The organism is Rhodococcus sp. 05-339-2, from assembly GCF_002258965.1.
Lineage (GTDB): Bacteria > Actinomycetota > Actinomycetes > Mycobacteriales > Mycobacteriaceae > Rhodococcoides.
On record NZ_NOYW01000016.1, the window covers coordinates 455,971 to 469,234 of the forward strand.

Annotated in this window: 7 protein-coding genes and 1 tRNA gene; 5 read left to right on the forward strand and 3 right to left on the reverse strand. The window is 65.6% G+C overall.

Going from position 1 to position 13,264, the window contains the following annotated elements; translation table 11 throughout:
- Window positions 1-45 precede the first annotated feature (45 nt).
- From CH273_RS15850 to CH273_RS15860, 3 genes are all read right to left on the reverse strand, one after another.
- The gene (locus CH273_RS15850) at window positions 46-1,497 is read right to left on the reverse strand and encodes a glutamate synthase subunit beta (protein ID WP_032397008.1); all 1,452 of its coding nucleotides are present in this window, start codon (window positions 1,495-1,497) and stop codon (window positions 46-48) included.
- Window positions 1,490-6,079 (reverse strand): glutamate synthase large subunit, encoded by a 4,590-nt coding sequence (gltB, locus tag CH273_RS15855; protein WP_032397007.1) that lies wholly within the window; start codon window positions 6,077-6,079, stop codon window positions 1,490-1,492. The genes CH273_RS15850 and gltB overlap by 8 nt, the downstream gene beginning before the upstream one ends.
- A 429-nt stretch (window positions 6,080-6,508) precedes the next feature.
- Window positions 6,509-6,594 (reverse strand) — tRNA-Leu (locus tag CH273_RS15860).
- Window positions 6,595-6,801: 207 nt separating this feature from the next.
- Here CH273_RS15860 and CH273_RS15865 point away from each other — a divergent pair.
- From CH273_RS15865 to CH273_RS15885, 5 genes are all read left to right on the forward strand, one after another.
- The gene (locus CH273_RS15865; RefSeq protein WP_032397006.1) at window positions 6,802-8,253 is read left to right on the forward strand and encodes a DUF3662 and FHA domain-containing protein; all 1,452 of its coding nucleotides are present in this window, start codon (window positions 6,802-6,804) and stop codon (window positions 8,251-8,253) included.
- A 168-nt stretch (window positions 8,254-8,421) separates the two neighbouring features.
- On the forward strand, window positions 8,422-8,886 hold the full coding sequence (locus CH273_RS15870) for an FHA domain-containing protein FhaB/FipA (RefSeq protein ID WP_032397005.1): 465 nt from the start codon (window positions 8,422-8,424) through the stop codon (window positions 8,884-8,886).
- The gene (locus CH273_RS15875; protein WP_032397004.1) at window positions 8,883-10,322 is read left to right on the forward strand and encodes a PP2C family protein-serine/threonine phosphatase; all 1,440 of its coding nucleotides are present in this window, start codon (window positions 8,883-8,885) and stop codon (window positions 10,320-10,322) included. Before CH273_RS15870 ends, CH273_RS15875 begins: the two co-directional genes overlap by 4 nt.
- Window positions 10,319-11,776, forward strand: coding sequence for an FtsW/RodA/SpoVE family cell cycle protein (locus tag CH273_RS15880; protein WP_032397003.1), 1,458 nt, complete (start codon window positions 10,319-10,321; stop codon window positions 11,774-11,776). Before CH273_RS15875 ends, CH273_RS15880 begins: the two co-directional genes overlap by 4 nt.
- Complete coding sequence (locus tag CH273_RS15885; RefSeq protein ID WP_032397002.1) at window positions 11,773-13,257, forward strand: peptidoglycan D,D-transpeptidase FtsI family protein; 1,485 nt, start codon at window positions 11,773-11,775, stop codon at window positions 13,255-13,257. Before CH273_RS15880 ends, CH273_RS15885 begins: the two co-directional genes overlap by 4 nt.
- The last annotated feature ends 7 nt before the right edge of the window (window positions 13,258-13,264 follow it).

Consider the following 13,264-nt stretch of genomic DNA (forward strand, 5'->3'; position numbering starts at 1 on the left):
GACCTCGATCCGTCCACAACTTCGAGCTCGGCGGAGAAACGCGACTTACCGCTGCGGTGCCTGAGTGGGCACGATCGGCGACGGCAGTGCGGTTGCTCCCTGCAGGAAGGTGTCGACGGCGGCCGCGCAGGAGCGGCCCTCGGCGATGGCCCACACGATGAGCGACTGGCCGCGGCCCATGTCGCCGGCCACGAACACGCCGGGGACGTTGGTGACCCACTCGTTGGTGCGCTCGACGTTGCCGCGCTGGTTGAAGTCGACACCCAGGTCGGTCAGCAGGCCGCCCTTCTCCGGTCCGACGAATCCCATGGCGAGCAGAACCAGATCGGCTTCGAGGGTGAATTCACTGCCCTCGACCTTCTCGAACTTGCCCGCCTTGAACTCGACCTCACAGGCCTCGAGTGCGGTGACCTTGCCGTCCTCGCCGACGAAACGCTCGGTGTTGACGGAGAAGACGCGTTCGCCACCCTCTTCGTGAGCCGAGGCCACCCGGTACATCAGTGGGTACGTCGGCCACGGGGTGGACGTCGCACGCTCCTCGGGCGGGCGGGCCATGATCTCGAACTGGTGGACGCTTTCTGCGCCCTGACGGTGCGAGGTACCGAGGCAGTCGGCCCCGGTGTCGCCGCCGCCGATGATGACGACCTTCTTGCCCTCGGCGCTCACCGGCGGCGCGGCGAAGTCGCCCTGCTGGACGCGGTTGGCGTGCGGCAGGAACTCCATGGCCTGGTAGATGCCGTCGAGCTCGCGGCCCTCGATGGGCAGGTCGCGCCATGCGGTGGCGCCGCCTGAGAGGACCACGGCATCGAACTGCTCGCGCAGTTCGTCGGCCGAGATGTCGACGCCCACATCGACACCGGTGCGGAAGACGGTGCCCTCGGCCTCCATCTGCGCCAGGCGACGGTCGATGTGGCGCTTCTCCATCTTGAACTCGGGGATGCCGTATCGCAGCAATCCGCCGATGCGATCTGCCCGCTCGAATACCGTGACGGTGTGCCCGGCGCGGGTGAGCTGCTGCGCTGCAGCGAGTCCCGCGGGTCCGGAGCCGACGACGGCGACGGTCTTGCCGGTCAGATGCGTCGGGTAGACCGGCGTGACCCAGCCCTCTTCGAAGGCCTTGTCGATGATCTCGACCTCGACCTGCTTAATGGTGACCGGATCCTGATTGATACCCAGGACACACGCCGCCTCGCACGGGGCGGGGCACAACCGACCGGTGAATTCCGGGAAGTTGTTGGTGGCGTGCAGTCGATCGATGCTGTCGCGCCAGCGGTCCTTGAACACCAGGTCGTTCCACTCGGGAATCAGGTTACCCAGCGGGCAGCCGTTATGGCAGAACGGAATACCGCAGTCCATGCATCGACTGGCCTGCGTGCGCAAGGTGTCCTTCGAGAAGTCCTCGTAGACCTCTTTCCAGTCCATCAGGCGCAGGTCGACGGGGCGCCGCTTCGGCACTTCGCGGACCGTGTTCTTCAGAAATCCCTGTGGGTCACCCACGAGCTGCCTCCATGATCGCTTCGTCCACGTCCGCGCCGTTCTTCTCGGCTTCGGAAATGGCCAGCAGTACCTTCTTGTAGTCGCGAGGCATGACCTTCACGAAATGGTTCACCTGCTGTGACCAATCCGCGAGGATCCGCTCGGCCACCTCGGAGCCGGTCTGCTCCTGATGGCGGGTGACGATGTCCTTCAGCCAGGTGAACTCGTCGCCTTCCAGCTCTTCGATGTCGACCAGCTCGGTATTGAGGTTGGCCTCGAACGTCTTGTTCGGATCGAACACGAACGCGACTCCGCCGGACATACCGGCACCGAAGTTGCGGCCCGTCGAGCCGAGGATGACGACCTTGCCGCCGGTCATGTACTCGCAGCCGTGATCTCCGACGCCTTCGACGACGGCAACGGCACCGGAGTTACGAACGGCGAAACGCTCGCCGACGACGCCGCGGATGAGAGCCTCACCGCTGGTGGCACCGAACAGGAACACGTTGCCACCGATGATGTTGTCCTCGGCGACGAATCCCTTCGGAGCATTCAGCGACGGACGCAACACCAGATGTCCACCGGAGAGTCCCTTGCCGACGAAGTCGTTGGCATCGCCGTTGAGTCGGAGCGTCATACCGGAGGGCACGAACGCACCGAAACTGTTGCCGGCCGAGCCGGTGAAGGTGATCTCGATGGTGTCGTCCGGCAGACCGACGCCGCCGTACGCCTTGGTGACCTCGTGCCCCAGCATCGTGCCGACGGTGCGGTTGACGTTGGTGATCTTGGACTCGAACGCGACCTTCTCACCCCTGTCCAACGCATTGCGGCTGGCCGAGATGAGCTGCTGATCGAGAGCCTTGTCGAGACCGTGATCCTGGACACCGGTGTTGTAGAGATTCTGGTTCATGAACGCCGACTCGACCTCTTCGAGGATCGGTGCCAGATCCAGCTTCGACGCCTTCCAATGCTCCTTGGCCGCGGTGGTGTCCAGCAGACCCACCTGACCGACGGCCTCGTCGAGCGTGCGGAACCCGAGCTCGGCCATCAGCTCGCGAACCTCTTCGGCGATGAACATGAAGAAGTTCTCGACGAACTCCGGCTTGCCTGCGAAACGCTTGCGCAGCAACGGATTCTGAGTTGCAACACCGACGGGGCAGGTGTCGAGGTGGCACACGCGCATCATGATGCAGCCCGAGACGACGAGCGGAGCGGTAGCGAAACCGAACTCCTCGCCGCCGAGCAGAGCGGCCACCATGACGTCGCGGCCGGTCTTGAGCTGACCGTCCACCTGCACGACGATCCGATCGCGAAGCCCGTTGAGCAGCAACGTCTGCTGCGTTTCGGCCAACCCGAGCTCCCACGGTCCACCCGCGTGCTTGACCGACGTCAGCGGCGTCGCGCCGGTGCCGCCGTCGTGGCCCGAGATGAGCACCACGTCGGCGTGCGCCTTGGACACACCGGCGGCGACCGTTCCGACGCCGACCTCGGAGACCAGCTTGACGTGAATGCGGGCCTGCGGGTTGGCGTTCTTGAGGTCGTGGATCAGCTGCGCGAGATCCTCGATGGAGTAGATGTCGTGGTGCGGCGGCGGCGAGATCAGGCCGACGCCGGGCGTCGAATGCCGAACCTCGGCGACCCACGGGTACACCTTGTGCGCCGGAAGCTGGCCGCCCTCACCAGGCTTGGCTCCCTGCGCCATCTTGATCTGGATGTCGGTGCAGTTGGTCAGGTAGTGCGAGGTGACGCCGAAACGTCCCGACGCGACCTGCTTGATGGCACTGCGTCGCCAGTCACCGTTCTCGTCCGGCTCGAACCGCGAGACGTCCTCGCCGCCCTCACCCGAGTTCGAGCGCCCGCCGAGACGGTTCATCGCGATGGCGAGGGTCTCGTGCGCCTCGGCCGAGATGGAGCCGTAGCTCATCGCGCCCGTGGAGAAACGCTTGACGATCTCGCTGGCCGGCTCGACCTCGTCGATCGAAATAGCCTGTCGCTCTTCGGTCTTGAAGCGGAACAGACCGCGCAGCGACGCGAGGCGCTCGGACTGGTCGTCGACCATCTTCGTGTATTCCTTGAAGATGTCGTACTGACCGGTGCGAGTGGAATGCTGCAGCTTGAACACCGTGTCCGGGTTGAAGAGGTGGTACTCCCCTTCGCGACGCCACTGGTACTCACCGCCGGTTTCGAGCTCGCGGTGCGCACGCTCCTGACGGTTGTCCAGGTACGCCACCGCGTGCCGCGCTGCGACGTCGTCGGCGACCTGATCGAGATCGATACCGCCGAGGTGGCTGTTGAGGCCGGTGAAGTACTCGTCGACCAGTTCCTGCGAGAGGCCGATGACCTGGAACAGCTGGGCTCCGGTGTACGACGCGAGGGTCGAGATGCCCATCTTGGACATCACCTTGAGTACACCCTTGCCCGCGGCCTTGATGTAGTTGGCGACGGCCTTGTCGAACTCGATGTCGGTGAGGGCACCGCGCTCGATCATGTCCTCGATCGACTCGAACGCCATGTACGGGTTGACCGCTGCCGCACCGAATCCGATGAGCAGAGCCATGTGGTGCACCTCGCGGGCGTCACCGGCCTCGATGATCAGACCGACCTTGGTTCGGGTCTTCTCGCGGACGAGGTGATGGTGCACTGCCGAGGTGAGCAGCAGCGACGGAATCGGAGCGAGCTTCTCGCTGGACTCACGGTCCGAGAGCACGATGATCCGCGCGCCGCCCGAGATGGCAGCGGACACCTGAGCGCGGATGGCCTCCAACGACTTTCGGAGGCCCTCACCACCCTCCGACACCGGGTAGAGACCGCGCACGACCACCGAGCGCAGCTCTTCCTGCGTGCCCTCGTCGTTGATGTGGACGAGCTTGGCGAGGTCGTCGTTGTGCAGGATGGGCTGCGGAAGCACGATCTGCTTGCAGCCGTCGGCACCCGGGTTGAGCAGATCGCCCTCGGGTCCGATGGTGCCGCCGAGGCTGGTGACGATCTCCTCGCGGATGGCGTCGAGTGGCGGGTTGGTGACCTGCGCGAACAGCTGCGAGAAGTAGTCGAACAGCATCCGCGGGCGAGCCGAAAGCACGGCGATCGGGGTATCGGTACCCATGGAACCGATGGCCTCGGCACCGGACTTCGCCATCGGCGAGACCAGCACGTTCAATTCCTCGGTGGTGTACCCGAAGATCTGCTGACGGATGAGCACGCGGTCGTGCGGCATGTGCACGTGCGGACGCTCGGGCAGGTCGTCGATCGAGGTCAGCCCCTCGTCGAGCCACTGCTGGTACGGATGCTCGGCGGCGAGCTCGTCCTTGATCTCGTCGTCGGAGACGATGCGGCCCTGCGCGGTGTCCACCAGGAACATGCGGCCCGGCTGCAGGCGAACCTTGCGGACGACCTTCGACGGATCGATGTCGAGCACGCCGACCTCGGAGGCCATGACGACCAGACCGTCGTCGGTGACCCACAGCCGGCTCGGGCGCAGGCCGTTGCGGTCGAGAACCGCGCCGATGACGGTGCCGTCGGTGAAGCACACCGAGGCCGGTCCGTCCCAGGGCTCCATCAACGAGGAGTGGTACTTGTAGAACGCCCGACGTGCGGGGTCCATGGACTCGTGCCGCTCCCAGGCCTCGGGAATCATCATCAGCACAGCGTGGGGCAGGCTGCGGCCGCCGAGGTGCAACAGCTCGAGCACCTCGTCGAAACGTGCTGTGTCACTTGCTCCGTGGGTGACCACGGGGAAGATCTTCTCGAGAGCCTCGGAACCACCGAACACGTCGGAGGTGATGAGTGCCTCGCGGGCGCGCATCCAGTTCTCGTTGCCGGTGGCGGTGTTGATCTCGCCGTTGTGGGCGACGCGGCGGAACGGATGCGCCAGCGGCCACGACGGGAACGTGTTGGTGGAGAAGCGCGAATGCACAAGTCCCAGTGCGCTTTCCACACGCTCGTCCTGCAGGTCCAAGTAGAAGCCCTTGAGCTGAGGCGTCGTCAGCATGCCCTTGTAGACGAACGTCTGCGAGGACAGCGACGGGAAGTACACGGTTTCGCGGCCGGGGCCGTCCTTGCCCGCGCCCTCTTCGCCCAGCTCGTGCTCGACGCGCTTGCGGATGACGAACGCGCGCCGCTCGAGGTCGAGGTCGGTGACCGACGCGTCGGGGGCCGCGAGGAACAGCTGACGGAAGGTCGGCATCGCGTCGCGCGCCAGAGCTCCGAGGGAGGAGTCGTCGGTGGGGACCTCACGCCAACCCAGAACCGACAGGCCCTCGCTCTCGACGATGCGCTCGACACCCTCGCAGGCACGCGCGGCATCGCTGCGGCCCTGGGGAAGGAACGCGACACCGGTCGCGTACGCGCCGGCAGCGGGGAGCTCGAAATCTACGACGGCGCGGAAGAACGCGTCCGGAACCTGGATCAGAATGCCCGCACCGTCACCGGTGTTCGGTTCGGAGCCGGCAGCACCGCGGTGCTCGAGGTTGACCAGTGCGGTGATCGCCTTCTCGACGATGTCGCGACTGCGTCGACCGTGCATGTCCACCACGAACGCGACACCACAGGAGTCGTGTTCGTTGACGGGATCGTAGAGGCCTTGCGGGCCCGGAGTGTGCTTCATACCTAGCCTTCGGATAAGTCCAGCCTTGATACTCGTCGGCGACGGTGTGGTGTAACCGGCTGCACGAACGGCCTGCGGTGCGTCCTCGCCGTTGAAGCAGCACCTGTCGATCGTCGACGCTTTCCCCTGCACGAGCGGGTGAGCTCATGGTAGAAAAGTGAGGGTCTCGACGGATCCGGCCGTGGTGAGGCCGATCCAACTACGAACGATAAGTCAGCACCTGGGTGCCCCCGCAAATAAGGTAAGCCTATTATGGGCTGTCACCTGCGAATTCTCGTATACGAGACGCCATCGAGACCGGGTATTGGACCACCCGGCCGACATCGGCCGAGAATCACACGCCTGTAGGACGATTCAAGGAACGGGCCGCGAGGAAACCGACCCGGAAGAAACTACTGGCCGCAGCGATCGAATCAGCTGCGGCCAGTGTGGTGGGCGGAGGGGGACTTGAACCCCCACGTCCCGAAGGACACTGGCACCTGAAGCCAGCGCGTCTGCCATTCCGCCACCCGCCCGGGTAACGGCGAGAACACTAACACGCACCATGCCGCGCTCGAAAATCGCCGCGTCGGGCAGCCGGGAGCCGACCGCGGCGGGCAGTCCCCGTCGGCGGCACCGTATATCATGCTTGCAGCGCGACTTCGTGATGACACGCGGCCGTCGCGTCCTGCACACCAGCAGGCACCACACGGTGGAAGAACACAGTGAGAGGAGGGGTCACGATGGGCATCGTTCAACGTTTCGAACGCAAGCTCCAAGGCGCTGTCGGCGACGTCTTCGCCCGCGTGTTCGGCGGAGGCGTCGTACCGGCGGAGGTAGAGGCAGCGCTTCAGCAGGAAGCGTCGGATCTGGTTCGGCCCCTGGACGGCGGGCATCTGCTGGCACCCAACAGCTACGTCATCACCATCAACAGCTCGGACCACGACGAGCTCGCCGGCGACCGAGAACTCACGGTCAAGGCGTTCTCACGCCATCTCGACGATTACATCCGCGATCAAGGCTGGCAGACCTACGGCGACGTGGTGGTTCGATTCGAGCCGTCGCCCACCCTGCACACCGGACAGTTCCGTGCCAGTGGCTCGGTCGATCCCGATGTGGGACGATCGGCGACTGCTGGCCGCAACGCGCAGCAGGGTGCCTCGGCCCCGAAGAACGTATCGGCTCCGCCGGCACCCAGTCCCGTCCCTTCAGCTACGCAGCGACCGTCTGCCCCACCGATGTCGATACCAGGAGCCGGCCACATGACGCAGAACCCAGGCTACGACCCGCAGCGCGATCCCGCGGACGGCCATCGTCCCGATCCGCGCACGCGCAACGGTTACGCCGGTGGCCAGGATCCGCGCTACCCCGCACGTGAGCAGAACGGGTACGACGCCCAGGCCTACGCGCCTGCCGATCACGATCCGCGCTACGACCAGCAGCCGTACAACGGTGGCTACGACGAGCAGTCGTACCCCGAGCAGGGTCAGGCCTACAGCGCGGCCGGCCAGGAACAGGGCTACGACCCCAACGCCTACGGCGCGCCCAGCGGCCAGGATCAGGGTTACGGTGCCCAGGGTTACGACGCGCAGGGGTACGACGGCCAGGCATACGACGCGCAGGCCTACAACGCGCAGGGCTACAACGGCCAGGGCTACGACTACAACGCCGCCGAGCAGGGTGCCGCGTACTCCGAGGCCCCCTACCAGGAGCAGGCGTACAACGACCCGGCCGGCCGGTATGCCGAGCCTCAGGCCGCCGGATATCAACAGCCCGGCTACCAGCAGCCCGGCTACGACTACCCGCCTGCACCGGCCGCCTACGGCCGTGGCTACCCGCAGGGTGCGGGCGACCGCGGGGACGGTTACGGCTACGACCAGCCCGCCTCGTACGCAGGGCGGAGCCAGGCGCTCGCCGCCACGCTGCAACTGGAGGACGGCAGCGGCCGCTACTTCCAGCTCCGTGACGGTCAGAACATCATCGGCCGTGGCCAGGATGCACAGTTCCGGCTCCCCGACACCGGTGTCTCGCGTCGACACATCGAGATCCGGTGGGACGGCCGCGTGGCCATGCTCTCCGACCTCGGTTCCACCAACGGCACCACCGTCAACGGCGCTCCGGTGCAGGACTGGCAGTTGGCCGACGGCGACGTCATTCGGGCCGGTCACTCCGAAATTCTGGTTCGGATCGTCTGACGATCGACGTGGGCTCGGGTGGGGGTTCGACTCGCACTCTCGTCCACCCGTATGTCGTCGACACGAGCTGCTTCACCCTATGATGCTGCGAGGCAACCATGTCTGCCGCGCCGCGACTTTGCGCGTGTGCGGAACACGGGTCGATTGCGAAGGAGGAGGTGAATCGTCGTGCAGGGATTGATTCTGCAACTGACAAGGGCGGGCTTCCTGCTCTTGCTGTGGTTCTTCGTCTGGGCCGTCCTTCGCACCTTGCGCAGTGACATCTATGCGGCCGCAGGCATGCGAGTGCCTCCTCGCTACTCCGGCGGCTCGAAAGTTCTCCCGTCGTTCAACAAGCAGAAGGTGGCCAAGTACCTCGTGGTGACCCAGGGCGGTCTCGCCGGAACGCGCATATCGCTCGGCACGCAGCCCGTCCTCATCGGGCGAGCGGACGACTCCACTCTCGTTCTGACAGACGACTACTCGTCGACGCGGCATGCGCGTATCTCGCCCCGCGGCGGAGATTGGTACGTCGAAGACCTCGGCTCGACCAACGGCACCTACCTCGACCGCGCGAAGGTGACCACCGCCGTTCGCGTCCCCCTGGGAACCCCTGTCCGCGTCGGCAAGACCGTGATCGAGTTGCGCCCGTGACCCTCGTCCTTCGCTATGCCGCCCGCAGTGATCGCGGTCTGGTTCGATCCAACAACGAGGACTCCGTGTACGCCGGGGCTCGCCTACTGGCGTTGGCCGACGGCATGGGCGGTCACGCCGCCGGTGAAGTGGCCTCGCAGTTGATGATCGCGGCATTGGCTCATCTCGACGACGACGAGCCCGGCGAGGATCTGCTGGGCAAGCTCGAGGCGGCCACCCGCGAAGGCAACGCGTCCATCGCAGATCAGGTCGAGGACGAACCCGAGCTCGACGGCATGGGGACCACACTGACCGCAATCCTGTTCGCGGGCAAGCGAATCGGACTGGTACACATCGGCGATTCGCGCGCGTACATGCTGCGCGACGGCTCGCTCACCCAGATCACCCGAGACGACACCTTCGTTCAGTCTCTCGTCGACGAAGGCCGCATCACCGCCGAGCAGGCGCACACACACCCGCAACGGTCCTTGATCATGCGTGCCCTCACCGGCAACGAGATCGAGCCGACGCTCACCGTTCGGGAAGTGCGCGCAGGCGATCGATATCTGCTGTGCTCCGACGGCCTCTCGGACGTCGTGAGCGACGAAACCATCGAGAACACGCTGAACGAGGGCGAGACGGGACCCTGCGCCGACCGACTGATCGAACTCGCGCTTCGCAGTGGCGGGCCGGACAACGTGACGGTCGTCGTCGCCGATGTGATCGACCTCGACTACGGACAGAGCCACCCCATTCTCGGCGGTGCCGCCAGCACCGAAGACGAGGAGGACGCCCCTCCGCCCAACACCGCAGCAGGGCGCGCCGCAGCGATGCGTCCCCCCCGTACGACGCCCAAGCGCGTCACCGCTCCGGTTGTCGCACCGGAGAAGAAATCGCACAAGCTGCGCTGGACACTCATTGCCCTGACGCTCATCGTTCTCGCCGGAATCGGTGCGGTGGTGGCCAATTCGATCATCAAGGGCAATTACTACGTCGGTGCCGACAACAGCAAGGTGACCGTGCTGCGCGGGCTGCCCGGCTCGGTGCTGGGGTACTCGCTGCAGAGCGTCGAACTGATCGGCTGCCTCGACGACGACGGAGCCGTCACGTTGACCGCGCCGGATGCCGCCCCGGCGGACTGTGTTCCGTTCGAGATCGACGATCTTCTGCCTGCTGCACGTGAGCAGGTCACGGCCGGGTTGCCGTCGGGATCTCTCGACGATGCGCGCGGACAGGTCGAGCGGTTGGCCTCCGGGGACCTGCTTCAGGTCTGCGAGACCGAGCCGGTCGTGACCACGACCGTCGAACCGACTCCGACGGCGATCATCCCGCCGCCCGCCGCCCCGCTGCCGCCCACGGTCGAACCCACTCCTGAGGCAGCACCGACCACCACAGCGGTGCCGACACCGACGGTTCCGCAAATTCCCGGCCAGAACTGCAGGACCGGTACTCGATGAGTTCCAATCCGTCCGCGGGAGGATCCTTTCCGAGTCCGCCCGAAGGGTTCGCGCCCGCGCCGGTTCAATCCAACCGACGCGGCATCGAACTGCTGTTGCTCGGCGCTGCCGTTCTGATCACCACGATCTCCTTGGTTCTGGTCGAAGCCAGTCAGGAACAGACCATCACCTGGGATCTGGCGAAGTACGCGGTGGCGTATCTCGCGCTGATGACGGTGGCGCACCTGGCGGTACGCCGTTTCGCGCCCTACGCGGATCCGTTGCTGTTGCCGATCGTGGCGTTGCTCAACGGACTCGGTCTGGTGCTCATTCATCGCCTCGATCTGGCCGACGAGCAGCAGGCCCAGTATCTCGGCAACCCCATTCCGTCCCCCGATGCCAACCAGCAGGTGCTGTGGACGACGCTGGCCATCGCCGGGTTCGTCGCTCTGCTGGTGCTGCTGCGCGATTACCGCACCCTGGCTCGCTACGGCTACACCGTCGGACTCGCCGGACTGGTGCTCCTGGCCATCCCGGCCATGCTGCCGTCGGCATTCTCCGAGGTCAACGGATCGAAGATCTGGATCCGACTGCCCGGCTTCAGTATTCAGCCCGGTGAGTTCGCGAAGATCCTGCTGCTCATCTTCTTCGCTTCACTGCTGGTGGCCAAGCGCGAACTGTTCACCGTCGCCGGCAAGCACTTCCTCGGGATGGACTTCCCACGGGCACGCGATCTGGGGCCGATCCTGGTCGTCTGGATCGTCTCGGTCGGCGTACTCGTGTTCGAGAAGGACCTCGGTACGTCGCTGCTGATCTTCGGAACCGTCCTGGTGATGATCTACATCGCCACCGAACGCGTCGGCTGGTTGATCATCGGATTCGGGCTGTTGCTCGTCGGATTCCTGTTCGCGTATCAGGTGTTCGGCCACGTCAAGATCCGCACCGACACCTGGCTGCACCCGTTCGACGACTATAACGACACCGGCTACCAGATCGTCCAGTCCATGTTCAGCTTCGCCACGGGCGGGTTGGCCGGCACCGGGCTCGGCAGCGGTCGCCCGTCCCAGGTTCCGTTCGCCAAGACCGACTTCATCATCGCGACGGTCGGAGAGGAACTCGGCCTCATCGGCCTGACCGCGGTCCTGATCCTGTACTTGCTGTTCATCATTCGCGGCTTGCGTACCGCGCTGGCCGTCCGCGACAGCTTCGGCAAACTGCTGGCCGCAGGTCTGTCGTTCACCATTGCCATCCAGCTGTTCGTCGTCGTCGGCGGCGTCACCAAACTCATCCCATTGACCGGCCTCACCACGCCGTATCTGTCCTACGGAGGATCGTCGCTTCTCGCCAACTACCTGCTCCTCGCGCTGCTGATCAAGATTTCCGACGCAGCCCGTGAGCCGGCAACGCCCAAGAAGAAGCCCGCTCCCGCAGCGCCCATCGCGGAGGCACCCACCGAGATGGTGAAGCGCGCATGAACACTCCCCTGCGCCGCGTCTCCATCGCCGTGATGGTCATGGTCGTTGCGTTGCTCGCCAACGCCACCTACCTCCAGGTCATCAAGGCCGACGATCTGCGCACCGACCCCAGGAATTCGCGAGTACTGCTCGACGAGTACTCGCGCCAGCGCGGTCAGATCTCGGCAGGCGGCCAGGTACTCGCGTCCTCGGTCCCGACCGACGACCGCTACAAGTACCTGCGCACCTACCCGCAGAATTCGATCTCCCCCGCCAGCCCGCAGGCCAACGCGCCGATCACCGGCTACTACTCGATGCTGTACTCGAGCAGTGGCCTCGAACGCGCCGAGGATCCCGTCCTCAACGGATCCGACGACCGGCTCTTCGGCGGACGCCTGTTCGACCTCATCTCGGGCCGAGATCCCCGCGGCGGCAACGTCGTCACCACCATCGACCCCGTCGTTCAGCAGGTCGCGTACGACCAGCTGACCGCCAAGGGATACACCGGTTCGGTAGTGGCCCTCGACCCCGCCACCGGCAACATCCTGGCCATGGCCAGCACCCCCAGCTACGACCCGAACCTGTTGGCCAGCCACGACGGCAGCACCACCACCGAAGCGTGGGAGAACCTGAGCAACGATCCCGAGAAGCCGATGGTCAACCGGGCGATCTCGCAGACCTACCCACCCGGATCGACGTTCAAGGTGATCACCACCGCAGCCGCACTCGAAGCGGGCGCGACACCGGACGATCAACTCACGGCCGCGTCGAACATCACGTTGCCGGGGACCTCGACGACACTGGAGAACTACAACGGGTCGACGTGCGGCGGTGGCCAGACGGCAACCCTGCGCGAAGCGTTCGCACGCTCGTGCAACACCGCTTTCGTCGAGCTCGGCATCGACACCGGGGTCGACAGGATGCGTGAGACCTCCGCGGCATTCGGCATCGGTGAGGACTCGACCATTCCGCTCACCGTCGCCGACAGCACCATCGGGCCCATCGACGACGACGCCGCGCTCGGCCAATCCAGCATCGGCCAGCGCGATGTGGCGCTGACCCCGCTGCAGGACGCCGTCATCGCCGCCACCGTCGCCAACGGCGGCGTGCGGATGGCCCCGAACCTGGTGCAGCAGCTGCAATCTCCCGACCTGTCGGACCTGTCGAGCTACCAGCCCAAGGCCATGGGCGAGGCGATCAGCTCGGCGACCGCGGCGACGCTGACCGATCTGATGATCGGCTCCGAGAACAACACCAGCGGCGAGGGCAAGATCCCCGGCGTCCAGATCGCGTCGAAAACCGGTACCGCAGAACATGGTTCCGACCCGCGCAACACCCCACCGCACGCGTGGTACATCGGATTCGCACCTGCCGACGACCCCAAGGTCGCCATCGCCGTCATCGTCGAGGACGGCGGCGACCGAGCTCTCGCCGCAACCGGTGGATCCGTGGCCGCCCCCATCGGGCGAGCCGTCATCGCAGCCGCATTGCAGGGGAGGTGAACGTACG

What these genes read in the sequence shown, in the direction of transcription:
- gltB (WP_032397007.1), bottom strand. Translation starts at nt 6,079, where the DNA reads ATGAAGCACACTCCGGGCCCGCAAGGCCTCTACGATCCCGTCAACGAA.
- CH273_RS15865 (WP_032397006.1), top strand. Translation starts at nt 6,802, where the DNA reads ATGGGCATCGTTCAACGTTTCGAACGCAAGCTCCAAGGCGCTGTCGGC.
- CH273_RS15880 (WP_032397003.1), top strand. Translation starts at nt 10,319, where the DNA reads ATGAGTTCCAATCCGTCCGCGGGAGGATCCTTTCCGAGTCCGCCCGAA.
- CH273_RS15885 (WP_032397002.1), top strand. Translation starts at nt 11,773, where the DNA reads ATGAACACTCCCCTGCGCCGCGTCTCCATCGCCGTGATGGTCATGGTC.